Annotated in this window: 21 protein-coding genes; 13 read left to right on the top strand and 8 right to left on the bottom strand. The window is 64.9% G+C overall.

The window, feature by feature from the left end:
• Positions 1-35: 35 nt before the first annotated feature.
• A complete protein-coding gene (locus tag LWC34_RS42225) occupies positions 36-461 on the top strand; it encodes an organic hydroperoxide resistance protein (RefSeq protein ID WP_233730807.1) in 426 nt (141 codons plus the stop codon).
• 45 nt (positions 462-506) lie between these two features.
• Positions 507-983 (top strand): Dps family protein, encoded by a 477-nt coding sequence (locus LWC34_RS42220; protein WP_233730806.1) that lies wholly within the window; start codon positions 507-509, stop codon positions 981-983.
• 67 nt (positions 984-1,050) lie between these two features.
• On the opposite strand, the gene LWC34_RS42215 is transcribed toward LWC34_RS42220, so the two are convergent.
• Both LWC34_RS42215 and LWC34_RS42210 read right to left on the bottom strand, forming a co-directional pair.
• On the bottom strand, positions 1,051-2,910 hold the full coding sequence (locus LWC34_RS42215; RefSeq protein WP_233730805.1) for a S9 family peptidase: 1,860 nt from the start codon (positions 2,908-2,910) through the stop codon (positions 1,051-1,053).
• Positions 2,911-3,531: 621 nt separating this feature from the next.
• A complete protein-coding gene (locus LWC34_RS42210) occupies positions 3,532-4,848 on the bottom strand; it encodes an ISL3 family transposase (RefSeq protein WP_233725224.1) in 1,317 nt (438 codons plus the stop codon).
• Between the two features lie 916 nt (positions 4,849-5,764).
• Here LWC34_RS42210 and LWC34_RS42205 point away from each other — a divergent pair.
• From LWC34_RS42205 to LWC34_RS42175, 7 genes are all read left to right on the top strand, one after another.
• On the top strand, positions 5,765-6,568 hold the full coding sequence (locus tag LWC34_RS42205; RefSeq protein WP_233730804.1) for an HAD-IB family hydrolase: 804 nt from the start codon (positions 5,765-5,767) through the stop codon (positions 6,566-6,568).
• Between the two features lie 829 nt (positions 6,569-7,397).
• On the top strand, positions 7,398-9,089 hold the full coding sequence (locus tag LWC34_RS42200; RefSeq protein WP_372496766.1) for a glycoside hydrolase family 3 protein: 1,692 nt from the start codon (positions 7,398-7,400) through the stop codon (positions 9,087-9,089).
• On the top strand, positions 9,083-10,339 hold the full coding sequence (locus LWC34_RS42195) for an exo-beta-N-acetylmuramidase NamZ family protein (protein WP_233730802.1): 1,257 nt from the start codon (positions 9,083-9,085) through the stop codon (positions 10,337-10,339). Before LWC34_RS42200 ends, LWC34_RS42195 begins: the two co-directional genes overlap by 7 nt.
• 8 nt (positions 10,340-10,347) lie before the next feature.
• Positions 10,348-12,093 (top strand): serine hydrolase domain-containing protein, encoded by a 1,746-nt coding sequence (locus tag LWC34_RS42190; RefSeq protein WP_233730801.1) that lies wholly within the window; start codon positions 10,348-10,350, stop codon positions 12,091-12,093.
• A gap of 168 nt (positions 12,094-12,261) precedes the next feature.
• Positions 12,262-13,179, top strand: a complete 918-nt coding sequence (locus LWC34_RS42185; protein ID WP_233731030.1) for a MurR/RpiR family transcriptional regulator — start codon at positions 12,262-12,264, stop codon at positions 13,177-13,179.
• 16 nt (positions 13,180-13,195) lie between these two features.
• Positions 13,196-14,122 carry an N-acetylmuramic acid 6-phosphate etherase gene (locus tag LWC34_RS42180; protein ID WP_233730800.1) on the top strand — a complete coding sequence of 309 codons (927 nt, stop codon included), beginning with the start codon at positions 13,196-13,198 and terminating at the stop codon, positions 14,120-14,122.
• 74 nt (positions 14,123-14,196) lie between these two features.
• Positions 14,197-16,398 (top strand): penicillin acylase family protein, encoded by a 2,202-nt coding sequence (locus LWC34_RS42175; RefSeq protein WP_233730799.1) that lies wholly within the window; start codon positions 14,197-14,199, stop codon positions 16,396-16,398.
• Here the strand turns inward: LWC34_RS42175 and LWC34_RS58335 are convergent.
• From LWC34_RS58335 to LWC34_RS42160, 3 genes are all read right to left on the bottom strand, one after another.
• Positions 16,385-16,633, bottom strand: coding sequence for an excalibur calcium-binding domain-containing protein (locus tag LWC34_RS58335; RefSeq protein WP_233730798.1), 249 nt, complete (start codon positions 16,631-16,633; stop codon positions 16,385-16,387). The genes LWC34_RS42175 and LWC34_RS58335 overlap by 14 nt on opposite strands.
• Positions 16,634-16,814: 181 nt before the next feature.
• Positions 16,815-17,237, bottom strand: a complete 423-nt coding sequence (locus LWC34_RS58330) for an excalibur calcium-binding domain-containing protein (protein ID WP_233730797.1) — start codon at positions 17,235-17,237, stop codon at positions 16,815-16,817.
• Between the two features lie 308 nt (positions 17,238-17,545).
• A complete protein-coding gene (locus LWC34_RS42160; RefSeq protein ID WP_233730796.1) occupies positions 17,546-18,286 on the bottom strand; it encodes a Fic family protein in 741 nt (246 codons plus the stop codon).
• A 185-nt stretch (positions 18,287-18,471) separates the two neighbouring features.
• Between LWC34_RS42160 and acs the strand changes: the two genes are divergently transcribed.
• Positions 18,472-20,448, top strand: coding sequence for an acetate--CoA ligase (gene acs / locus LWC34_RS42155; protein ID WP_233730795.1), 1,977 nt, complete (start codon positions 18,472-18,474; stop codon positions 20,446-20,448).
• 54 nt (positions 20,449-20,502) lie between these two features.
• Here the strand turns inward: acs and LWC34_RS42150 are convergent, their stop codons facing one another.
• Together LWC34_RS42150 and LWC34_RS42145 are read right to left on the bottom strand one after the other, a co-directional pair.
• A complete protein-coding gene (locus tag LWC34_RS42150; RefSeq protein ID WP_233730794.1) occupies positions 20,503-20,973 on the bottom strand; it encodes an OsmC family protein in 471 nt (156 codons plus the stop codon).
• Positions 20,973-21,755, bottom strand: a complete 783-nt coding sequence (locus LWC34_RS42145; protein ID WP_233730793.1) for a carbon-nitrogen hydrolase family protein — start codon at positions 21,753-21,755, stop codon at positions 20,973-20,975. The genes LWC34_RS42150 and LWC34_RS42145 overlap by 1 nt, the downstream gene beginning before the upstream one ends.
• Before the next feature lie 61 nt (positions 21,756-21,816).
• Between LWC34_RS42145 and LWC34_RS42140 the strand changes: the two genes are divergently transcribed.
• Complete coding sequence (locus LWC34_RS42140; protein WP_233730792.1) at positions 21,817-22,440, top strand: GntR family transcriptional regulator; 624 nt, start codon at positions 21,817-21,819, stop codon at positions 22,438-22,440.
• Here the strand turns inward: LWC34_RS42140 and LWC34_RS42135 are convergent.
• Positions 22,430-23,707, bottom strand: coding sequence for an MFS transporter (locus tag LWC34_RS42135; protein ID WP_233730791.1), 1,278 nt, complete (start codon positions 23,705-23,707; stop codon positions 22,430-22,432). The genes LWC34_RS42140 and LWC34_RS42135 overlap by 11 nt on opposite strands.
• Positions 23,708-23,799: 92 nt before the next feature.
• On the opposite strand from LWC34_RS42135, the gene LWC34_RS42130 reads away from it, so the two are divergent.
• Positions 23,800-24,483, top strand: a complete 684-nt coding sequence (locus tag LWC34_RS42130; protein ID WP_233730790.1) for a DUF2848 domain-containing protein — start codon at positions 23,800-23,802, stop codon at positions 24,481-24,483.
• A 73-nt stretch (positions 24,484-24,556) separates the two neighbouring features.
• Positions 24,557-25,717 carry a Na+/H+ antiporter NhaA gene (gene nhaA, locus LWC34_RS42125; RefSeq protein WP_233730789.1) on the top strand — a complete coding sequence of 387 codons (1,161 nt, stop codon included), beginning with the start codon at positions 24,557-24,559 and terminating at the stop codon, positions 25,715-25,717.
• The last annotated feature ends 18 nt before the right edge of the window (positions 25,718-25,735 follow it).

Here is a 25,735-nt window from a genome sequence, read left to right as displayed (position 1 = left end):
GGTGGCGCTAGGTACTGACTTGGAGAGGCGAACCCATGGCACAGGCGCTGTACACAGCCGAAGCAACATCCACAGGGGACGGACGCAACGGCGAGGTCGTCTCGTCCGACGGCGTGATCGACGAGAAGCTGGCCACACCGAAGGAGATGGGCGGCCCCGGCGGCGCGCACACCAACCCGGAGCAGCTGTTCGCCGCGGGCTACTCGGCGTGCTTCCACAGCGCGCTGCGCCTGGTCGCCCGGCAGGCCAAGGTCGACGTCCCTGAGACGAACGTCACGGCGGCCGTGACGCTGAACAAGGACGACAGCGGCCGGTTCGTCCTGTCGGTCAAGCTGACCGCTCACCTGCCAGGACTCGAGCAGGGCCAGGCCGACCAGCTGGTCGTCGGTGCGCACCAGGTCTGCCCGTACTCGCACGCCACGCGGGGAAATATCGAAGTCACGGTTGTCGCCACGGTTTGACGCCACAGGCACCGGGTAGGTCTTCTGGTGAGGAGGCGATGTGCAGTGAGCAAGTCCCCGATCACCAGTCCGCTGCCGGAGGCGGACAAGAAGACCACCGGTGCCATCCTGCAGGCGACCCTCGTCGACCTGGTCGACCTTTCGCTTGTCGCCAAGCAGGCGCACTGGAACGTGGTCGGCAAGAACTTCCGTAGCACCCACTTGCAGCTGGACGAACTGGTCTCGACGGCACGCACCTACGTCGACGAGGTCGCCGAACGTGCCAACGCGATCGGTGTTTCCCCCAACGGCAAAGCCAAGACCGTCGTGGCGAGTTCAGGGATACCCGACTACCCAGACGGCTGGCTGTCCGACGACCAGACCGTGAAGGCGATCGTCAGCACGCTCGAAGCGCTGATCAAACGCCTGCGTGCGCGGATCGACGAGACCGACAAGGCCGACCTCGTCACCCAGGATCTGTTGATCGACATAGCCAAAGACCTCGAGCAGGCCCACTGGATGTGGCAGGCCCAGCTGGCCTAGCTCGCTCGGAGAAGCTGCCCCACGTGCGCATCTTGCAGGGAGGTGCGTACGCGGGGCAGCTCCCTGTCTACTTGGTGACGCCGAGCATCCGCATCACGAAGTGCACCTCGATGGCGACCTGCTTGATCATCTCGGCGACCACGAGCGAGCCGTGCCCGGCGTCGTACCGGAACTCCTCGTATGTGGCGCCGCGCTCGGCAAGCCGGTTGAGGTAGTTGTCGATCTGCCGGATCGGGCACCGCGGATCGTTCTCGCCCGCCCAGATCAGGATCGGCGCGCGAACCTGGTCGATGTACGTCATCGGCGAGCATTCCCGGTACAGCTCAGGCAATTCCTCCGGTGACCCGCCGAACAGCGCGCGGTCGAACGCGCGCAGCGGCTCCATTTCGTCCTCGTAGGCGGCGAAGTAGTCGGCCACCGGCACGCCGCCGACGGCCGCAGCCCATTTGTCCGGCTGGATCCCTGCGGCGAGCAGGCTGAGGTATCCACCCCAGGACGCGCCCGTCACCACACACTTGTCTGGATCAGCGAGCCCTGTGCTGACCGCCCATTTGTGCACGGCGGCAACGTCTTCGAGTTCGGTCAGGCCAGGACGGCCTTCGATCGCGTCCCGCCACGCCGAGCCGTAACCCGTCGAACCGCGATAATTCACGTGCACCACGGCGAAACCAGCATCGATCCACGCCGCGCGATACGCGGAAAACCTGTCCTCGTCAGCAGAATGCGGCCCGCCGTGCAGGCTGAACACGGTCGGCAACGGACCGTCCGGCGCGTCCGCGGGCCGCGCGATGAGGGCATGCACCTCACCGCCTTCGCTTGCCACAAAGGCATCCGTGAGGTTGACACTGCCCGGAGCCCGGTCGCCTGGCGGCGTCAACAGGACTCGGTCGGTCCCGTCCACGTGCAACGCCCGGATCATCGACGGCTCAGCCGCAGAGGACCACGAGTACTCGATGGTTCCGTCAGGCCGCACGCCAGCGGATCCGACCGTCCCAGCCGGAGTGTCCAAAAGGGATAGAGAGTCGGTCTCGATCTCGTAGCGGTGCAACGTATTGCGCGCCTGGTGCGTGTGCACGACCAGAAGCGACCGGCCATCCGGATACCAGGTGGCATTGAGCTCGCCAGGCAGATCGAGGCTGATCTCGGTCTCGGTGTCCGCGACCACGTCCCAGATCAGAAGTTCCTCGCGGCCATGCCGTTCATGCAGGACAAGCAGGCGCGGATCACCTTCGACCGGGCTGAACCCGATAGCGTCGAGCCCTTTGCCCTTGCCGTCCCATTTCTCGGTGACGGTCTCGCCGGTCGTGGTGACAACCCGGAGCGCCGGATGCCTGTTGTCGCCGTGTTCCGAGTGCGAAATGACCAGGTACTGCTCGTCGCGCGAAAGCCCGGACACCCCGGCGTCGTTCTCGTTGCGGTAGATCACCTGACCGGGCTTCGCATCCCGGGAGACAACGATCGTGGTGCCGTCGTCATTGGAGATCGCGATCGAGGTGACCGCCCGCCCGATCTCAAGACCAGCGGGATAACCACGCGGAACCTCGGCGATCGCGGCCTTGGCCTCCTCGTCGATCGGCCGCCCGGCGAACGGCTCGACCACCCAGTTGCCGAACTCGTCACCATCGGTGTCCGCGAACCACCAGATGGACTCGCCGTCGGGGCTGATGGTCGAGTTGTACGTGCCGTTCGGGCGGTCCGTGACCTGCCGGTGGTTGCCGGTCAGGCGGTCCCATGCGTATGTCTCCCACACCCCGCTGGCGTTGGAGGTGTAAACATTGCGGTCGGGCGCGTCACGGGCCCATTCAGGCAGGCTGACACGAGCTGCCCGGAACCTCGCTCGCCACCGCGCGTCGGCTTCCGCGTCGGTGAACAGCTGCTCGGGCTCCGCTGCTGCGGGATGCTTCGTCACAGGTCGATCCTGCCTCATCCCACTGAAGATTTTGTTGACACGCCAAATCACTGACTGACGGTCATCCAGTTGGCGGAAGCTCCTCAGCGATGATCAGCTCAACCTTGCGAGCGGCAGCCCGAAAAGCCAAGACGACACGAGCAGCGACAACGAGACCAGCGGCAACGACAAGAACAATCCAAAAAGGAACAAGAAACCCAAGGACAACAAGGAAAGTAACGAAGACGGAGACAGTGGCAGCCCGCACGACATGCGGCCACAACCCGGGACCAACAGTGGAAAGGCTACTCATCTGGGGTCCTCCCACCCGTAAGCGAACACTCACGGACTACTCGTATCTGATCACCCCGCCCGTTACCCACCGTGAGTTGAACCCTCAACATTCACCCAATCGGCCGCAACCTCGTTATATCTTTATGACTTTCAGTGCTCCTCCTGGGGACCAAAGCCCCTATCCGCGCAGGCCTCATGGACGCGGAAAGCGCGAAGCGCTGACCAGAGGAGAGGTGCTGGCAAAAGCGAAAAGCAATCAGCGCCGGGTCGGCAGGAGCACGTGTCGCAGGGATTGTGGACCCCCGAAATAACAAACCGGCGACCCGAGAGAAGGTGCGAAGCACCGACCAAGGGGGCTCTTCGAAGTTATGCGGGGTTGAGGCATCCTCGGGCTTTGCGGGTGGTGGCGCAACGGGTGCGGAGTCGCTGGCTGGCGGGGTTGCGGAAACCGTAGGCGTCGCGGGCGACGGTTTTGATGACACGGTTGGTGCCTTCGGATCCGGCGTTGGTGATGTCGGTGTCGAGGAAGGCGAGGATTTCGGGCCACCAGGCCGAGACCGTGCCGGCCAGACGCTCCAGTTCGGGTAGGCCCGAGGCGGCGCACCGCTCGTAGAACCGGGACAATCGGGCCCAGATCGTGGCCCGGTCCGGGTGGGTGCGGGCCAGGGCAAGCAGATCGAGCAGGTCTTCCTTGGCGTTCCACGCGGCCAGGATCGGCGTCCCGATTACCGCGGGCAGCGCGCGAAGATCGTCGATCATGGGGTCCAGGTGCTGCTCGTGCATCCGGGCGGCGGAGCGGGTCAGCCGGTTGCGCAGTTCCCATTCGCGGTTGCCTTTCCGTCCTCGCCTGCCCCGCACCTGCAGGGTGACCCTGCGACGTACCTCGGTGAGGGCCTGGTTGGCCAACTGCACGAGATGAAAGTGGTCCACGACCAGCCTGGCCTGCGGTAACGCGGCACGGGCCGCGGCCTTGAAAACCGTGCACATATCGATCGCCACGACCCGGACGCCCTGACGCCAGGCCTCATCCCACTGGGTGAGCCAGTCCCGCACGGCCACACTGGTGCGGCCCTCGACCTGCCCGAGCAGCCCCTGCCCGCCCGCCAGGTCCACGAACCCGACATGCCAGCGATCCACCGTGATCTCCCAGCACTGCTGTTCGTCGTTCCAGGTCCATTGTGGACGGCCCCGGCGGATCTCGTCGATCCCCAGCACCGCCACCGGTTGCGGCTTGTCCGGCAGCACCGCCGTGGCGTGTGCGGTGAACGCGGCCGAGACCACCGGCCAGGACAGGCCGTGATCACGCGCGGCTTGCACGATCGTGCGCCCACCATCGGCCACCGCCGCACCGGCCGCCTGCCGCAACCGAGTGGTCACCCGGGCTCGAGCCGGAATCTCCCCGATCGCCTCGGTGAACGTCTTCCTGTCGCATCCCTGCTGGTCACAGTGCCACCGACGCTTACACCACCGCAGCTCGACAGGCCGGCCGGCCACCGGCAGATCTCTCGGGCTGGTCGTCACCCACCCCTTGACCCGCCTCGCCCGCACTCCACATCCCGGGCAGATACAAGCCTGCTCGTCCGCGGTAACCAGGTGCACGACCGGCCCATCATGTACTGCGTCCTCGACCCGAACGACAGCCAGACCGGCAAGGCCCAGCAGACGGGTCGTATCGTTGACCATGCCCGTGGCTCTTCTGTTGTGATCGTTCTGCTTCGACAACAGACATGATCACTCACAGAGTCACGGGCCCTTGCCACTGGCTGCCCCCAGCAACATCACGACCAGTTCAAACCCCGGTCAAATTCGAAGAGCCGGAATGACGTGGAGCGACGAATTGGGGGTTATTCGGTTGAGGCGATAGCGGTTTTTATTCGATGAAGTTGATTGGGCGCGACGGCTTGCGATGGGCACAATGCGCGGAATCGATGGAAGTGCGGGAAGGTGCCGAAGGGCCTTATGAGGAAGCCATGATCGGACTCAGGTGAAGTTGGGGGCGTGTCGAGGACTTCGTGCACAAGGCGGCCGGACTTGGCGGAAGCTGGCGAGGACTAAGAGATCTTCATGGGGCACCGCGGCCAGAGTTGGGCCGCGCGAGCGCGGTGGCCGGGTCTCGTCGAGGGTGAGCCAGCGGTGGCCGCGCCTTCGGCGTCCATAGTGGACGACTCGACAAGCTCCACCCGCCGAGACGGCTCAGTGACCGGGCATGGCTGCCCCTCCGTCCGCCCGAATGGTCCGGGAAGTTGTTCCCGTGCAGTGCATTCGTTGGAATCGACACGGTGTCGAGACTTGGTGTCCGACCCGGTGACCGGATATTTCTACGTTGACGTAGAATTTATCCGGGCGTGGACCTGGTGGCGGATTCGCTGGCTGCGCAACGGGTGTGGATATGGGACGACCCCCGCCAGGGGGGAGGGACGGGGGTCGTCAATAGGTTCAGTCCCGGGGGGTCGGACTGAACCGGCCCGGTGTCGAAGACCGGACGCTCTTACTGTATCTCCTTCCCGCGCGCTCGTGGTCACGGATACAGGTTTTTATTGGTGTGTCTTATGCACACCGACCATGTAGGGGTCCGCCAGACGGGGCATATGCTGGGGTTATGACCGATGCGACGAAGCGGGTCGCCGCGTTCTTCGACCTGGACAAGACGGTCATCGCCAAGTCGAGCACGCTGGCTTTCAGCCGTCCGTTCTTCCAGGGCGGCCTGATCAACCGCCGGGCCGTGCTGAAGAGCGCGTACGCCCAGTTCGTCTTCATGCAGTCCGGCGCCGACGCCGACCAGGTGGACCGGATGCGGGCGCACCTCACCGCGCTGTGCGAGGGGTGGGACATCGGGCAGGTCCGCGCCATCGTCGAGGAGACGCTGCACGACATCGTGGATCCGTTGATCTACGCCGAGGCCGCCGAACTGATCACCGACCACAAGGCGCAGGGGCATGATGTTGTCGTTGTTTCCGCCTCAGGTGAGGAGATCGTGCGCCCGATTGCCCGCATGATCGGAGCTACCGACAGTGTCGGTACTCAGATGGTGGCCGAGGACGGCCGCTACACCGGGGAGATCGAGTTCTACTGCTACGGCGAGAACAAGGCCGTGGCGATGAAGCAGCTGGCCGTGGAGAACAACTACGACTTGTCCGCCTGCTATGCCTACAGCGACTCGATCACGGACGTTCCCATGCTCGAAGTGGTTGGGCACCCGGCGACGGTCAATCCGGACCGCGGGTTGAAGAAGCTCGCGACCGAGCGGGGTTGGCCCGTGCTGACCTTCTCGAAGCCTGTTTCGCTCCGGTCGAGGATCCAGATGCCGTCCGGGACCGCCGTCGCCATCACCGCGGCGAGCCTTGGTGTTGCGGCAGCTGCTGGAGCGACTTGGTACGGCATCCGGCGGCGGAGGCGCAAATAGTCCTCCGTGTGGGGGATGCCGATAGCCCGGTCGGAGGTAGCGATGACAGCCACATGCCAGCTAGCTATGGGCCGTTCGACCACGAGGCGTGTTGATCTACCGCTTACAGACTCTGTACCGGTGCACCCGTCCGTGCCCTTGAAGTGACCGCGCTCACTAGGTACAAAGTTAGTGCGGACCTCTGAACAGCCCGGGACCAAACGAAGAGAAGCTTGGTCCACCCTGACAGAGCTCCGTGCGCGGACTCCGGGCACCCACGCGCAGCACGCCGCGGGAGGCTTGTCGTCAAGGGACTGCGTACCGGGACGCCGGGCGCCGAGGCCCAGTGAGTACGACGTGAGTTGCACGCTTGGTAACCCGAGACGTTCGCGCTTGGCGGCGGCGCTCGCAGACTTTCGCAAGTCAGCGGGCGCCGCCGGTTTTGGTTTTGAGCCTTGTTCGCTCGCTGCGCTCGCTTCCCTCGGCTCAAAACCGGATTACTTTGGGGGCCGAGCCCCCAAACCCCACGGTGCGAGCTCGTTGCGACCCAGCGCGGTTGCGTTGAGCTTTGACCAGCACAGCTTTCTGCCACGATCTCTTCAGTCTGGGGATCATCCTGCTTCGTTGGATGCGGGTAGCGTGGCGTCGAAGCAAGCAAACACCGCCGTTTGGCTCTTTGCTTCCCTCAAGTGACGTGGGTAACTTACCGATTGAAGCTCCGAATCGGTAAGAATCTTACGCCTCCAGGGAGGCAGAGGTGTCACGTCGCTGGATCCCGCCTACGTTGGCCGCGGTCACGGCCCTGGCCGCCGTCACCACTCCCGCTTCCGCCGCGCCGGAAGCAGATGCCATGACGAGCTGGGCCGACGCCGCCTTGCGGCACATGACGTTGGAGCAACGGGTCGGACAGCTGTTCGTCGCGACGGTCTGGGGTAAATCCGCCGACGAAGCGCATCCGGAGAACAAGAAGCGCTATGGCGTCGACACGCCTGCGCAGGTCGTGCAGCGCTATCAGGTCGGCGGCGTCATCTACTTCAACAACGCGGGCACGGACAACGTCGACGATCCCGTGCAGCTCACCCATTTCTCCAACGGTTTGCAGCGCGCGGCTTTGACGTCAGGCGCGCGTATCCCGTTGCTGATCTCGATTGACCAGGAGGGCGGCAACGTCACCAGGGTCGTCGCGCCTGCCAGTGAGTACCCGAGTGCGATGGCTGTTGGTGCGACGCGCAACCCTCAGGATGCCAAGCGGTTGGCCTCGATCAGTGGCCATGAGCTGCGGGCTATGGGGATCAACCAGAACTTCGCACCCGTCGCGGACGTCAACTCCAACCCGATCAACCCGATCATCGCGGCACGGTCGTTCTCCTCCGATCCCAACCTCGCTGGCCAGATGGTTTCCGCCCAGGTCGCTGGGTATCAGCGGGCCGGGTGGCCGGGCGACACCGTTTCCGCTGCTGCCAAGCATTTCCCTGGTCATGGGGATGCGGCCGACGATTCGCACTATGGCCTTCCGACGATCAACCGGACCGAGGAGGAGTGGCGCAAGACCGATCTGCCGCCGTTCAAGGCCGCGATCGCCGCGGGCATCGACTCGATCATGACCGCGCACATCGCCGTGCCGAAGATCGATTCATCGGGTGAACCCGCCACTCTTTCCAAGCGGTTCATGACCGACATCCTGCGCAACGAGCTGAAGTACGACGGTGTCATCGTCACCGACTCGCTGGCGATGCAGGGTGTGCGGGACAAGCACCCGGACGCCGAGATCCCCGTACTGGCTTTGGAAGCTGGCGTTGACCAGATGCTGATGCCGCCGGATCTGCAGACCACGATCACCGGCGTGCTCGATGCCGTGCGCAGTGGCCGGATCAGCGAGGAGCGGATCAACCAGAGCGTGCTGCGGATCCTCAAGCAGAAGTGGAAGCGAGGCGTCTTCCTCCAGCCGTTCGCCGACGAACGCGCGCTGCCGCGTGAGGTGGGCACCAAACAGAATCTGGCCGAAATCCAGCGGATCAGCGACCGTACGGTCACGGTGTTGCGTAACGACGCCAAGGTGCTGCCGATCAAGGGCGACCCGGGCAAGGTTCTCGTCACCGGCTGGAACAACCCAGGTTTCCCTGGCAAGCCTGCTGAACCGGTTGCGACGCTGGCCAAGGAGCTCGGCGGAACGGCTTTGTCGACCGGAGCCGCGCCAACGGCCGCGGTCATCGATCAGGCAGTCGCGGCCGCGAACAGCTCGGACCTCGTGGTCGTGCTGACGAACGGTCTGCGGACATCGGCAGCACAGCGCACCTTGCTCACCAGGCTGGTGCAGACCGGCAAACCGGTCATCGCGGTCGCCGCGCAGGTGCCCTACGACCCCGCTTTCGTCGACGTGCCAACGTGGATCACCACGTACGCCTGGCGTGACATCTCCATGGTGTCGCTGGCCAAGGTGATCCTCGGCAAGACCTCCCCCAAGGGCAAGCTGCCGGTGAACGTGCCGAAAGCCGACCCCGCAGAGGTTCTCTTCCCGTTCGGTACGGGTCTGACATGGTGACCCGGCGCAGCCTGCTGGCTGGCGCGCCCGCGGCGGTGGTCGCCGCAGCGAGCCCGGCCGCGGCACAAGAACCGCAGGACCGTTCAACGAGAGTTACGCCGGGTGCCGACCGCTTAGCCGAGCGGGGTTGGCGCGAGTTCGCGGGCCGCAAGGTTGGCGTGCTGACCAACCCGACGGGCGTGCTCAAGGACCGTACGCACATCGTGGATTCTCTGGTCGACGCAGGCATGGCGCCAGTAGCCGTGTTCGGACCCGAGCACGGTTTCCGTGGCACGGCACAAGCCGGTGGCTCTGAGGGTAGTTATACCGACCCGCGAACCAAGGTTCCGGTGTATGACGCCTACGGCATCACCACAGCCAAGCTCGCCGAGATGTACCGCAAGGCTGACGTGGACACGGTCGTGTTCGACATCGCGGACGTGGGCGCGCGCTTCTACACCTATATATGGTCGATGTACACGGCCATGGCGGCCGCAGTGGAGACGGGCGCGTCCTTTGTCGTGCTTGACCGGCCAAACCCGGTTGGCGGCAAGGCGTTCGGGCCGATGCTGGATCCCGCGTTCGCCTCTGGGGTCGGCCGCAAGCCGATCGTCCAGCAGCACGGGATGACCGCCGGCGAGCTCGCCAGGTTCTTCGACGCCGAGTTCCTGCCCGCCGACACCGGCGGGCGTCGGTTGTCCAAATTGGACGTCATCACGGTCAGGGGCTGGCACCGGGACACCCTGTTCGGCCGGACCGGCCTTGACTGGGTGCCGCCGAGCCCGAACATGCCGACACCGCAGACCGCCCTCGTCTACCCGGGAACATGCCTGTTCGAAGGCACTGTGTTGTCCGAAGGGCGCGGCACGACCAGGCCGTTCGAGATGATCGGGATGCCCGATTTCGACTGGCACTGGGCGGAGGAGCTGAACAAGCTGAATCTGCCGGGTGTGCGGTTCCGGGAGAACTACTTCGTGCCGACGTTCAACAAGTTCGTCGGCAAGACGTGCGGCGGTGTCCAGGTTCACCTGACCGACGAGCAGTCCTACGAACCGATCACCACAGCAGTGGCCATGCTGGTCACCGCGAAACGGCTCTATCCGGCGCTGTTCGCGTGGCGGCCGGACAACTTCATCGACAAGCTCTCCGGCTCGACCAGGCTGCGCACGATGATCGACGCGGGCGCGGGTGTCGCCGAGGTCGTCGGTGCGTGGCGCGACGAGTTGGCTCAGTTCCGGCAACAACGACGGCCATACCTGCTCTACTGGTGAGGTACTCCATGTTTCGTCGAGCGGTGCTTGCGCTGACCATGGTCGGTGTGACGGGTGCGAGTGCGGTTTCCGCCGAAGCACACGGCGGCAACTCCGGCCGGTTCGACCGGCCGAAGGTGGGGTTCGCGGCGCCGTGGACACAACTGCGCGAGGGCAACCCCGAACAGGTGAACTTGGATCGTGCGCCGATCGACGCGGCGATCCGGCAGATCGACGAGTGGACCCGGACGAATCCGACGCAGCCCGCGGTACCCAAACCGTTGATGGCAGGCGTGGTCACTTTGCTGGCACACGAGGGTGTCGTTGTCAGCCGGTCAGCATCTGGTTACGCAGTGCGGTATTCCGACGCCGCCGGGACCGAACTTGTGGGCGAACAGCGGGTTCCGATGCGCAAGGACACGATTTTCGACATGGCGTCGATCAGCAAGCTGTTCACGTCCATAGCCGTGATGCAGCTGGCTGAACAAGGCGAGGTGGACGTCGACGCGCCGGTTTCCCGCTACTTGCCAGAGTTTGGCGTTAACGGCAAGGCTGGCATCACCGTCAAGCAGCTGCTGATCCACACGTCCGGGCTGGTCTCGTTCATCCCGTTGTGGAGCCTGTACCCGGACAAGGCGACCCGAATCAAGGCCGTGATGGACATCGCGCCCAAGTACGTCCCGGGTTCCACGTATGAATATTCCGATCTCAATCTGATCACGCTCGGGGTGCTGATCGAGCGGCTGACCGGGTCCACGTTGGACAACGTTGTCAGCGAAGGGATCACCGAGCCGCTCGGGATGACCGACACCGGCTACAACCCGCCAGCGTCCAAACTGGACAGGATCGCGGCCACCGAGTACCAGTCCGCCCCGCCACGTGGAATCGTTCGGGGACAGGTACACGACGAGAACGCGTGGTCACTCGGCGGCGTCGCCGGGCACGCCGGTATCTTCTCCACCGCGTCCGACATGGCTGTCCTGGCGCAAACCCTCATCAATGGCGGCATTTATGCCGACAAGCGGATCCTGCGGCCGGACACCGTGCGGGCCATGCTGACCGACTACACGACCGAGTTTCCCGGCTACGCCCACGGTTTGGGCTTCGAATTGGACCGAAGGTTCTACATGGGAGGGCTGAGCGGCCCGACCACCGCCGGCCACACCGGCTTCACCGGCACGACTCTCGTGCTCGACCTGCAGTCCCGTTCGATCGCGATCCTGTTGTCCAACAGGGTTCACGTGTCCCGCGGCTGGGGATCGATCAACCCGGCGCGCGAGACACTGGCGACCGGACTGGCCAAGGCTTTGGCTGTCCGACCGAGACATGGTGGCGATGCGTGGTACACCGGCATCGGCAACTCGGCCGCCGCCACACTGTCCACACGAGAGCTCCGGACCCGCGGTTCGGCCATCCGGGTTAGCTTCGACACCTTCGTGGACACAGAAATTTCCGATCACCTCGTTCTGGAGTCGAGCGGTGACGGCGCGTCGTGGCAGGCCGTCGAAGTGACCGCGCGCGGCCAGGGCGCGCCGAGCGGCCCGCGTTCGTTTCTTTCCGGCGCAGGGCACCGGACCTGGTGGAACGTCCTCGCGAAGGTCACGACAGTCGACAAGATCTGGTTGCGGTGGCGGTTCAGTATGGACAGAACCCTCACCGGGCGCGGGGTGTTATTGGACAACATCAAAATCACCGAGGGTAGTCGGACACTTCTGGACGGTGAAAAACAACCAACCGCGCTCGTTTCACAAGCCTGGGAACGTCGAATCCGATGATAAAGTTTGTTAACGACACCCCCATTACCTGCGATTTCCCACGCAAGCCCACAGTGGTTGCAGGTTCAAGTTTCGGACACGTTTGGGTGTCGTTGCGTCAGGAGGTCTAGCCGTGACCTTGTCGGATCCCGTAACTGTTAGTAAGTTTCCCACGTGAGCACCGCAGAGATGGTTGACGAGCGCGCGGAGTCCAGCCCGCTCGTGCGCATCAGGTCGCTCCTGCCGGGCCTCGCCCGCGCGGAGCAGCGAGTCGCCAAAGTGGTGCTGGACAACCCGGCTGCGGTCGCGCGCCGGAGCATTACCGAAGTCGCCGACGCGGCAGGCACCAGCGAGACCACGGTCACCCGGTTCTGCAAGGCGATCGGCGTCGGCGGATACCCGGAGCTGCGGATCGCTCTCGCCGCGGACACCGCACGCACGGAGGCACGCGCCGAGCGTGACCTCGGTGGCGAGATCAGCCCAGAGGACAACCTCACGCAGGTCGTCAGCAAGGTCACCTTCGCTGACGCGCGTGCTGTCGAGGAAACCGCCGACCAGCTGGACGTTGCGACGTTGCAGCAGGTCGTCGACGTGATCGCCGGCGCGGGCCGCGTCGATGTCTATGGCGTTGGCGCGAGTGCCTTCGTGGCGCTCGACCTGCAGCAGAAGCTGCATCGCATCGGCCGGGTGAGCTTCGCGTGGAACGACACGCACATCATGCTCACGTCGGCGGCGGTGCTCAGCTCCGGAGATGTCGCGGTTGGCATCTCGCACACCGGAGCGACCACCGACACCGTTGAAGCGCTGCGCACCGCGCGGCACCGCGGCGCCACAACCGTGGCGTTGACCAACTTCCCGCGCTCCCCGATCACCGAGGTGGCAGACCTTGTGCTGACCACCGCGGCACGGGAGACCACGTTCCGCTCCGGCGCCATGGCCAGCCGTATCGCCCAGTTGACGGTGATCGACTGCCTGTTCATCGGGGTGGCGCAACGGCACCTGCCGACGGCGATGGGTGCGCTGGAAGCCACGCGTGACGCGGTTGGTCCGCACCGGCTGGAAACCCGGCCGGACGGGCGTCGCAAGACTCGCGATACCGGAAAATGAGAGCACCAGGACGGCGATGACGGTTCCCCAGCAAGCGGTCTACGTCGACTCTCCGACCGAAGGCCGAAACCCGAGAACCACCGGGCTGGACACGTTGCCCACGCTCGAGGTTCTGCGCGTCATCAACGCGGAGGACAGCCTTGTGCCGTCCGCCGTGGCGGAGGCGTTGCCGCAGCTGGCGGTGGCCGTCGACCTCGCAACGGAGGCGCTGCGGCAAGGACACCGGGTGCACTACGTGGGCGCAGGCACGTCCGGGCGGTTGGCCAGCCTGGACGTTGCCGAGCTCGCGCCAACCTTCAATGCTCCGGCCGACTGGTTCGTCGCCCATCACGCGGGCGGCACCCAGGCTTTGCGTACGGCCGTGGAGAACGCGGAGGATGACGCGGCGGCAGGGGCCGCGTTGCTGACGCGGGAGGCGGAGGCCGGGGATTTCGTCCTCGGCCTCACCGCGTCGGGCCGGACCCCGTTCGTGCTCGGCGCGCTGTCCGCCGCGCGGCGCAAAGGAGCGGGTACTGGGTTGGTTTCCAACAACCCCGTGTCGGCACGGACGGCCGATGTGGACGTCGTCATCACCGTCGACACGGGCCCGGAAGTGGTCGCCGGGTCGACTCGGATGAAGGCGGGCTCCTCGCAGAAACTGGTGCTGACCGCGTTCTCGACCGCGGTGATGGTGAAACTGGGACGCACGTACTCGAATCTGATGGTGAGTATGCGTGCCACGAATGCCAAACTGCGTGGCCGGACATTGCGGATCCTGCGGGAAGCGACCGGTTACAGCCTTCAGGAATGCGCCGAGGCGCTCACCGCGGCGAACGGTGATCTGAAGGTCGCCCTCGTGCACCTGCTTTCCGGTGCCGACTCCGAGCGGGCCGCGAAGGCGTTGAGCGAGACGAACGGTCACGTGCGCCATGCGTTGGACATGTTGGGCGCCGCCGCCAGGTAGTAGGGCTGTCCCTACTTCTTTTTCGCCTGCCGTCCCCAATGTCCGACTGAACGCTGGTCGGCAGGGTTGTCGACATGCTGACTTCGCTCGCGGTCGCGCTGACTGTCGCAACGGGAGCCGTCGCTCCCGTCTCGTCAGGGATCACGATCCGATACACGGAATACGATATCCCTCATATAGTCGCCCATGATTATCGAAGCCTTGGCTACGGCCAGGGGTACGCCGCCGCACGGGCCAATCTTTGTGCCATTTCCGACGGCGTGATCACATTACGTGGCGAACGATCCCGATATTTCGGTCCCGGCCCGGCGACGACAACGTTGACGCGGGCCGCCGACAACGTCACCAGCGACCTGTACTTCAAGAGTGTGTCGTTGGACGGGTTACTGGACCAGCCTTCCGCTGACGTTCGACAAATGGTTCGCGGATACGCCGCCGGGTACAGCGCGTATGTCTCTGAACGGCATCCGACGAGCTGTCCCGAGATCGCCTTGCCGATCACCGAGCAAGACGTCTACCGGCGGGTTCATGCATGGAGCACATTGATGACGTCCAGCGGCAATGCCGGTGGAATCGTCGCGGCCGCGCCTGGAACAACTGCCAATAGCTCGCTGGCCGAACTGGCCAAGACAACGCGGGATATGTCCGGTCCCGGCAGCAATGCCATCGTTCTCGGGCGCGAGGCGACCAAGTCGAAACGCGGTATCGCGGTGGTCAATCCGCACCTGCCCTGGCACGGCGATGTCGCGTGGGACATGGTCCAGCTGACCATTCCCGGCCGGATCAACGTCAGCGGCGCGACATTCACCGGAACGCCTTTCGTGATCGCGGGCGCGACCCAGAACATGGCGTGGACCGGAACGATCGCCGACGCGGTCATCCCAGCGACGCTCTTCGAACTCAAGCTGACCGATCCGACGACCTATCTCGTCGACGGCAAACCCGAACGAATGCGCCGCGAGGACGTCACCATTCAGGTCAAACAACCGGACGGCACGCTCAAGCCGGTCACCAAGCCGCGATACTCGACCAGATACGGCCCGGTGATCACTAACGCTTACGGCCTTGAATTGCCGTGGACATCGGAGAAGGCGTATGCGTTCGGAGATCCGAACAGCAAGAATATGCGGTTCCTGAACACCATGGCCGAGTTCGCGAAGGCGCAGAACGTCCGCGACTTCACTTCGGCAGTACACCGGACCCAGGGCAATCCCCTCTTCAACATGATGGCGGCGGACGCCACCGGCCGTACTGTCTACTCAGGACAGAGTGTGATTCCGAACGTGCCTGATTCGCTGCTGGAGAGCTGCAGCACCCAACTCGGCCGGGAGACCGTCCGGTTCGGCCTTGCCGCATTGGACGGTTCACGCGGGGATTGCGCCTGGCGCAACGACAAAGACGCGATCCAGCAGGGCATTTTCGGCCCTGGCAACCTGCCGGAGCAGTACCGGAACGACTACGCGGTCAACTCCAACGAAAGTTATTGGCTAACCAACGCCCGCGAGCCGATGAAGCGGCTCAATCGGTTGGTCGGCAGCTTCGAGACCGCGCGCAACGTGCGCACACGCGACACCCTCACCGAGGTACACGACGGGTTGGGGAAGTTCGACCTGACGTCCACACAGGACCTCGTGTTTTCCAACCGGGTCTTCGCTGCGGAGCTCACGGTCGACAGCGTTGTCACGATGTGCCGCACCTTGCCCGGGATGGGCAATGCCTGTGACGCACTGGCGAAGTGGGATCGTCGCGCCAATGTGGACAGTCGAGGAGCGTTGCTGTTCAGCCGGTTCTGGACGCGGATCGGCCGCAACCCGGACTGGAAGGTGCCGTTCGACGTCAAGGATCCGGTGCGCACGCCGAATACGTTGAACACCGCGAATCCCGTTGTGGTCAAGGCTTTCACCGACGCGGTCGCCGAATTGAACGCCGCGGGCATCCCGTTCGACGCGCCGCTGGGTGAGCATCAGTACGTCGAACGAGACGGCAAGCGGATTCCGTTTGGCGGCAGCCGACCCGAGACTGGCACGTTCAATGTGATCGCCAGCGAGTGGGACAACGGGTATCACAGCATCGGCCAAGGTCGTGTCGGGACAAACAGTTCTGGTTACGTCCGGGTGGTGGCGTTCAACGGCACGCAGTGCCCGGACGCGCGTGCGGTTGTGTCGTATCAGCAGCCTGAGCTGTTCTCACGCAAACAGTGGATCACCGAACGGTTCTGTGAGCGGGACATCATGACCTCGCCCGCGTTGAAGATCCTGCGGCTCAACGCTTCTTAGGGAAGCAGGCCACTCCGTCCCCGTCGTGGTCGAGCCAGTCGGCCCAGCCTGGCTCGCCACGCTTGATCGGGCCCTTGCCTGCCGCGATGACCTGGGAACAGTTCTTGTACGCGGACTTGGCCGGGATCGGCATCGACGGAGTAGTCGATGTTCCCTTCGATGTCGCAGTGTCAGCGGGTGTCGACGTCACCGCGACTGGCTTCGGCGTCGTGATCGGCGGCTCCGGTATCACCACCGGAGCCGTCGGTATCGGGGACGCGATCGTCGGGATGTGCGGCGCGGGGCCTATCGTCCGATTGGGTACGGCACATGCACTCATGAGTGCCAACATGACGATCGCGCACATGAGCCTCATGCCCGTGAAGTCTCCGCACATCGGACGGGCGTTACCGCTTTCACACCATTGTGTGACAAGGTTACTTCTCGCAACCAACGCCATCGCCGTCCCGGTCGAGGTGCCTGCCGTAGCCCGGTTGGCCTCGGTAAACCGGTGCGGCGCCTGCGGCCCTCGCCGCGGAACAGTTCGCGTAGTAGGCAGCTTTCGGTGGCGCGGCTGGCTGTTGTGTCTTTGGCGGCAGGGGTTTCGGTGTGGTCTTGGGAGTTGTCTTGGTTGACGTCTTCGGCGGAGGCGGCGCGGGCTTGTCGACCTTGATGTAGACGGCCGTGTCCGGCCGCATCGCCCCACCCGCGCCGACGACTGACACGACTATCCACGAAGGATCGAGCGAGACCTCTTTCCCTTCTGGGCCAAGGTATTTGATCAACGTGAAGCCGAGTGCCCGGAGTTCACTGTCGACCTTGGACGCGGTGCGACCGGCCAGGTCGAGCGGAATGGTCACCAGCGCAACCGTTGGCGTGGCATAGGTTGCCGTCGTCGGAGTGGTGGTCGCGGCCGTCGACGACCTGGTTGCCGTCGGGATGGCTGGTGCCGCTGTGGGAGCTGTTGTACCGCAAGCACTTGCGAACACCACGAGAGCGATGGCGCCGATGATCCGCATAGGAGGCCCCGAATTCCGCCAACCGGTTCGTCCTCAGTGACCATCCGGCTGCAGGGAGATTCCCCATTGATCTACGCAGTGTTACTGAGAGTCACGCCATCGAGTGAACCTCGGTCTCGCTTTGACAACGCGGCGATGACAGACCGGAGTCAGACGTTGGCGGAGTCCGCGATGGACGTCGCCTCGCGGGCACCGATCTCAATCGCCTCGCAGCACAGCACAACCCAACCGCGCACACCGTCCGGCTCACCGCTGGCGAAACCCTCCGCCGCCTCGCGGTAGCGCTCGGGCCGACGCAGGTACGCGACCTCAGGCACCGTGAGGCCCTTGGGGTCGAGGCCGGTGCCGATCACGGTCAGCCGCGCGGCGGCCCGTGCGACGACTCCGTCCGCGAGACCGAACGGCGCCAAGGTCAACAACTCACCGTGTACGACCGCTGCCAGGACAGGGCCTGGCGCCTTGGTCGCGCCCGTGAGCAAGTTCGCGAGCAAGTCCAACCGCCCGGCCACGCCACGCGCCGTGCGTGGCCGTCCCAATCGCTCATCGTCGGCAGAGTCAACGAGATCAGCAGCCGCCAACAGGTGTAGCCGTGCCAGCGCCTGCAGCGGGGCACGTTGCCAGACGGGCAACAGCGGCCCGATCGCCTCGGCGACGCGCAGGGCACCGGCCAGCACCGGATCGGCCACTTCGCCGTCGTCCGGAATCTCCGGGTTGCCGCCGTCGAGATATGCCGACGACCGTGCCGCACGGACGGACGCCTCGGCTGCGGTGGTCGGCCAGCCACGCCGGTTCGTCGGGTGCTGGTGCACGGCGTTGACGCTTTCGCGCGCCACCTGCACCGCCTCGGCGATCCCGGGGAGGTCGAGCAGCGGGCCAAGCGGATCGGTCACGGACTGACACTATCGGGGCCCAGCCGAAGATCGACACCGGCTCCAATCTCGATCTTCGCAAGTCACGCTTCACCTGATTGATGCAATTGGTCTGGACCTTTATGCCTCCCACTCTGTTAATGCGGGACCGACCGCACTACGGTCACGTGCATCACGAACTACCGGTTTCGAGGAGGTCACACGAGATGACCGAGCAGTCCCAGGGCCCCGCACTGGACAACCTGCTCACCGAGAGCAGGACTTTCCCGCCGTCCGACGAGTTCGCCGCCGCCGCAAACGCAGGCCCGGACATGTACGCGGCAGCCGACGCCGACCGGGAGGCCTTCTGGGCCACGCAGGCGGAGCGACTGCACTGGGACACCAAGTGGGACCAGGTCCTCGACTGGAGTGACGCGCCCTTCGCGAAGTGGTTCGTCGGCGGCAAGCTCAACGTCGCCTACAACTGCGTCGACCGGCACGTCGAGTCCGGCCACGGTGAGCAGGTCGCCATCCATTGGGAGGGCGAGCCGGGCGACACCAGGACCATCACGTACAACGACCTGCTCGCCGAGGTCAGCAAGACCGCGAACGCGCTGACCGAACTCGGCCTGCAGGCAGGCGACCGCGTCGCGATCTACATGCCGATGGTCCCCGAGGCGATCTTCTCGATGCTCGCCTGCGCGCGGCTCGGCCTGACGCACAGTGTCGTGTTCGGCGGGTTCTCCGCCGAGGCGCTGCGCTCCCGGATCGAGGATGCCTCAGCGAAGTTGGTCATCACGACCGACGGGCAGTACCGCCGTGGCAAGCCCGCCGCGCTGAAGCCTGCCGTGGACGAAGCCGTCGCGCAGACGCCGACCATCGAGCACGTGCTCGTCGTCAAGCGCACGGACACCGAAGTCGAATGGACCGAGGGCCGCGACATTTGGTGGAGCGACCTCGTCGACCGGCAGTCGGACAAGCACACGGCGGAAGCCTTCGACTCCGAGCACCCGCTGTACATCCTGTACACCAGCGGCACGACCGGTAAGCCGAAGGGCATCCTGCACACGTCCGGCGGGTACCTGACGCAGGCGTCGTACACGCACTTCAACGTGTTCGACCTCAAGCCGGACAGCGACGTCTACTGGTGCACCGCAGACATCGGCTGGGTCACCGGGCACAGCTACATCGTGTACGGGCCGCTGTCGAACCGCGTGACGCAGGTAGTCTACGAGGGCACGCCGAACACCCCGCACGAGGGCCGGCACTGGGAGATCGTCCAGAAGTACGGTGTCTCGATCTACTACACCGCGCCGACCTTGATCCGCACGTTCATGAAGTGGGGCAAGGACATCCCGGCCAAGTACGACCTGTCGTCGCTGCGCGTGCTCGGCAGCGTCGGCGAGCCGATCAACCCGGAAGCGTGGATCTGGTACCGGGAGAACATCGGCGCTAACCAGACACCGGTCGTGGACACCTGGTGGCAGACCGAGACCGGCGCGATCATGATCTCGCCGCTGCCCGGCGTCACGTCCGCCAAACCGGGTTCGGCGCAGCAGGCGCTGCCCGGTGTCTCGGCCAAGGTCGTTGACGACCAAGGCAAGGAGGTGCCGCACGGCGGTGGCGGCTACCTGGTGCTCGACAAGCCGTGGCCGTCGATGCTGCGTGGCATCTGGGGCGACAACGACCGTTACCGCGAGACCTACTGGTCACGCTTTGCCGACCAGGGCTTCTACTTCGCCGGTGACGGCGCCAAGTACGACGCCGACGGCGACATCTGGCTGCTTGGCCGGGTCGACGACGTGATGAACGTGTCCGGGCACCGGATCTCCACCACCGAGGTGGAATCCGCGCTGGTGTCGCACCCGACCGTGGCCGAGGCCGCAGTCGTTGGCGCGACGGACCCGACCACCGGCCAGGGCATCGTCGCGTTCGTGATCCTGCGTGGCGACGCGGTCGACGGCGGCGCGGACGCGGTCAAGGCGTTGCGTGACCACGTGGCCAAGGAGATCGGCCCGATCGCCAAGCCACGTCAGGTGATGGTCGTGCCAGAGCTGCCGAAGACCCGCTCGGGCAAGATCATGCGCCGGTTGCTGCGTGACGTCGCGGAGAACCGGTCGATCGGCGACGTGACCACGCTCGCCGACTCGTCCGTGATGGACCTGATCTCCCAGGGCCTCAACAAGGGCGGCTCAGAAGACTAAAACCCCACGTCACCCCTCGTGAGTGTTTTTGCCGGTTCTAACCGGCGTAACCACTCACGAGGGGTGACCTGCGGAAACTGTGGGTTCGCAGCGGACTGGGAAGTTCATGGACCGGGCGATGAAGCACATCTTGTGCGCCTGGTGGTGCAGTTCCACGGCCTGCTCGACCTTGTCCGCGCTGGTGATCACGACCTGTGGCTTGAGCAGGACCTCGGAGAACTGGCCTGAGCCGTCTTTCTCCATCTCCAACAGGCCGATCGCCTCGTCGACGTACGACTCGACGACCACGCCCGACGTCGCGCACAGGTGCAGGTACCAGAGCATGTGGCAGTCCGACAGGGACGCCACCAGCAGCTGCTCCGGGTTCCACCTGGTCGCGTCGCCCCGGAACGCCGGGTCGGACGTGGCCAGGATGTCCGGGCGGCCGTCGACCGAAACCGTGTGGTCACGGCCGTAGGCACGGTAGTTCGATGTTCCCGTGCCCTTGTTGCCGGTCCACGTGACGGTCACCCGGTAGTCGTGCATCAGAACTTCCTGTTCGCCAGTACTGGCACGATCTTGCGGGCCTCGGTGACCTCGCTCGTGTCCACGTCGACAATACGCAGGCCTGGTTCTGGCCCAAGCTGCGCGCGGATCTCGCCGAGCGGGGACGCCACCAGGCTGTAGCCGATGCCGGTCGGGGCCTTCGACGGCTTACGGCCGACGGTCGTCGGGTCGGCTTGTCCACACGCGACAATCCACGTTGTCGAGTCCAAAGCACGCGCCCGCGCGAGAAGTTCCCATTGTTCGCGTTTTCCGGGACCTGATCCCCATGACGCGGGCACGATGGTGATTACCGCACCTTCGTCGGCCAGTCGTTGGAACAGTCCGGGAAAGCGGATGTCGTAGCAGGTCGCGAATCCGACGGTGACGTCATCCACTTCGGACACGACAATTCGTTCGCCTGGCGCGACTGTCGCGGATTCGGTGAACCCGAAAGCGTCGAACAAGTGGATCTTGTCGTAGTAGGTGTCGACACCCCGGCCGGTGATCAACAACGTGTTGGTGACCCGGCCGTCCGGGCTCGGCGTGAACATTCCGGCCACGACCAGCTTGCCCGACCCCTCGGCGAGCTCGCGGACCGTGGTCGCCCACGGGCCGTCGAGCGGTTCGGCGATCGGGCCGAGCGGGATTCCGAAACACGCCATCGTCGCTTCCGGGAAAACCACGATCGAAGCGTCACCCGATTGGCGGATTGTTTCGCGGATGTGGTCGAGATTTCGCTCGGGATTCGGGTCCGCGGCGAACTGACTCATCGCTATTCGCATCACACATCACCTCGCACGGGTCTAATATTACTTGTATACAACGTGTATGTAAGGAGTGTTGATGCGCGTCTCTGGCCGGGAGCGGGCGTACAACTTCGTGAAACGCGAGTTGCTCACCGACCCTGGCATGCAAGGCCAGTTCATCAACGAGCAGACCCTGGCCGACCAGCTCGGAGTGTCCCGCACGCCGATCCGCGAGGCCTTGCTCATGCTCGCCGCACAACAACTGGTCGAGCTCGTGCCCAAGCGCGGCGCGTACGTCGCGCCGATGACAGGGCGTGAACTCACCGAGCTGATCGAGGCCCGCGGCGTAATCGAGAGACACGCGGTGACCTTCGCCATGCAGGAAGCGCCGCTCGCCGAGATGCGGGACGCGCTGGCCGCGCAGCACCTGCTGAAAGGCACCGCGCAGGCCAAGGATTTCATCGAGGCCGACACACGTTTCCACACCACGCTCGTGCGCTCGACCGGCAACGAGATCCTGTCCACGACATACGAAGGCCTGCGGTACCGCCAACTACGCGCCGGGATGATCGCGCTGGCCAACGTGCCCGGGCGGCAGGACAGCGTGCTCAACGAGCACAACGCGATCCTGGAGGCGTTGACCGCCAAGGATGTCGAGCGCGCCCGTGCTGCCATCGACGTGCACTTGCGGGAAACCTTGCGGATCCAGCTCATGCTTTGACGGGGTCCTTGCCAAGCGCCAGGCCGATGATCGTGATCACCGCCGTCACCACGATGTACGCGCCAATCGCAGGCCAGCTTCCGGTCCACGACAGCAAAGCCGTGAACAGCAAAGGCGCGACCGCGCCGCCGATCACACCAGCCAACGTGTAGGCCATCGAGCTGCCCGTGTAGCGAAGGCGCTCGGAGAACTGCTCGGTGACGAACGCGGCCTGCGGGCCGTACATCGCCGAGTGCAGTGCCAGCGCCACGATCACCCCGAAGATCAGCAGGCCGACCGAGCCGCCGGAGATCATCGGAAAGAAGATGAACGGCCACACCGCCGCGCCAATGGCGGCGACCAGGTAAAGCTTGCGCCGGTTGATCCGGTCGGACAATGCGCCGAACGCCGGGATCAGCACCAGCTGCAGTGCCGAGCCGATCAGCACCGCGGCCATTCCCCAGCCACGCGAGATGTGCAGGTGCTGGGTCGCGTACGTCAGGACGAACACGGTGAACAGTGCATAGTGGACATCCGGGCAGACACGCGAGAAAACGCCCGCGAGCAACGCGCGCTTCTCATCCCGGAACACCTCACTGATTGGCGCTTCTGGCCGCTTGCCATGGGCCTCGATCGCCTTGAAAACCGGCGTTTCCTCAAGCCGCACGCGGATCCAGAGTCCGAACGCGATCAACACCGCTGACAGCAGGAACGCCAGGCGCCAGCCCCAGCCGATGAACTGCTCGTCGGTCAGGATCGCGCCCAGCAACGCCAGGACACCGTTGGCCATCAAGTTGCCGGCAGGCGGGCCGATCTGCGCGGCCGACGCCCAGAATCCGCGTTTCGCCGGATCGCCGAACTCGCTGGACAGCAGGACCGCGCCGCCCCATTCGCCGCCGATTCCGACACCTTGGGCAAACCGCAGTAGCACCAACAAAATTGCGGCGGTACCGCCAATTGTGGCGTACGTTGGCAGCACTCCGATGAGGAACGTGGCCAGCCCGGTCAGCAGGAGCGTGATCACGAGGACGCGCTTGCGGCCGATCACGTCACCGAGTCGGCCGAACACGAATCCACCGAGCGGCCGGGCCACGTACCCGACCGCGTAAGTCGAGAACGCGAGCATCGTGCTGGCCAGTGGGTCGCTGCCGGGGAAGAACAGCGGGCCGAAGATCGTCGCCGACGCCACCGAGTACGCCGCGAAGTCGTACCACTCGAGCGAGGTGCCCGACAGGCTCGCGGTGAACGCACGCCAGAGCGATCGTTTGTCGACAGTCACAGAAGTCATGTCGCACCTCCTCGGAGTTGTCGCATATCGTATGTATACAAGACGTATACGAGAAGTATTACCGGGCAGAAACTACGCAGAGTATCTAGGAGGTGACGGTGCTGCACTTCAGCCTTCCTGACGGTCAGCGAGTCGGCGTGGACGTCCGCCAGCTGCTCAACGCGGGGTTTGCCGGCCGCAGCCAGGACGACGTTGCCGAACATGTCGCCGAACTGGTCGCGATGGGCATCCCCGCGCCGACCAAGACGCCTTGCCTCTATCCGATCGCACCTTTCCTCGCCGTGCAGTCCGGCGAGGTCTACGCACAGCACAGCCGCACCTCCGGCGAGGCCGAGTGGGCGATCGTGATCACCAGGGACGAAGTGCTGCTCACCGTCGCCTGCGACCACACCGACCGTGACCTCGAAGTACACGGCGTCGCGTGGAGCAAGCAGGCCGCGCCCGACATGCTCGGCCGCCAGGCGTGGCGGCTGACCGACGTCGCCGACCGGATCGACGAACTGACGCTCGTCGCGTGGGTCCGCGTCGACGGCGACTGGGTCGAGATCCAGTCGGGCACGTGCGGTGAATTGCTGCCGCCGGAGTACTGGATCGACGTCTTACACGCACAGAAGCTCTACGCCCCCGGCACGGTGTTGCTTTCCGGGACCATTCCGATGAAAAAGGGTGTCGACCAGTTCGCCGACGCCTGGCGAGTGGAACTCGGCGATCCGCTGACCGGGCGAACGATTTCGACCGAATACCACGTGAGACTCCTTCCTGACCCAATAGCGTGAGTTAAGATCCCGTATTGGTGCGCCGGGAAGTCTGGTCGGCAACGCTTAGTGCTACCCGACTTCCAGGAGCGACATGCGGCGCAGCCCGATCAGTGATTTCGCCAGATACCTGCGGACCGAGACGGTCGGTGGGTTGATCCTGCTCGGCGCGACCGCCGTCGCCCTGCTCCTGGCGAACTCGCCGGTCAGGCACATCTACCAGGCCGTGCGGGACTTCCATATCTGGGAGCTCTCGGTTGGCGACTGGGCCAAGGACGGCCTGCTCGCACTGTTCTTCTTCGTCGCGGGGCTCGAGCTCAAACGTGAGCTCGTGGTCGGCGAGCTGTCCCGGTTCAAGGCCGCGATACTGCCGGTCGTCGCCGCGCTCGGCGGGATGATCGTGCCGATCGGGATCGCGCTCGCAGTCGGCTGGGGCGCGCCGGGAATGGATCAGGCGTGGGCAATTCCGGCGGCCACGGATATCGCGTTCGCGCTCGGCGTTCTGAGCATCACCGCGTCCGGCCTGCCAAGCAGTGCCCGGGTTTTCCTGCTCAGTCTCGCGGTGGTCGACGACCTCGGCGCGATTGTCATCATCGCGATCCTGTTCACCGCGAAGTTCAATCTGATCGCCGCGGCCACCGCGATAGTTCTGCTCGCCCTCTACGCCTATTTGCAACACAAGCGAATTCAGTCGTCCTGGTTGTACGTTCCGATCGCGCTCGGCACATGGTTCGCGGTCCACGAATCCGGTATCCACGCGACCATCGCCGGAGTCGCGCTCGGCCTGCTGACCCGGGTCAGGAAGGACCCATACGAGCGCGCGGCACCCGCGATCCGGCTGGAACACCGGCTGCAGCCGTGGTCCGCTGGGTTCGCCGTGCCGGTATTCGCGCTGTTCGCAGCCGGTGTGCCGGTCTCGCCCACGGCGCTTAGCCAGATGCTGGACGACCGGGTCGCGGTCGCGGTCATCCTCGGGTTGCTGGTCGGCAAGCTGATCGGGATCTTCGGCGCGACCTTCGCCGCGGTCCGGCTGAAGGTCGCGGTCCTGCCGACGGATCTTGGCTGGCGGGACATGGCAGCGGTGTCGATGCTCGGCGGCGTCGGATTCACCGTCAGCCTGCTGATCGCCGACCTCTCGCTGGACGCGGGCGCGGCTGAGCGCGTGAAAGCCGCTGTACTGCTGGCTTCCGCGGCCGCGTCCTTGCTGGCTGCGGCGATGTTGGTGCGACGCAGCCGGGCACACCGGGCCTCCTGACTGCCCACGTGGCACGAT

The organism is Kibdelosporangium philippinense, assembly GCF_021390435.2.
Taxonomy (GTDB): Bacteria; Actinomycetota; Actinomycetes; order Mycobacteriales; family Pseudonocardiaceae; genus Kibdelosporangium; species Kibdelosporangium philippinense.
Note: the sequence above shows the minus strand (reverse complement) of the source record. Positions and strands in the feature narration are given on the sequence as shown.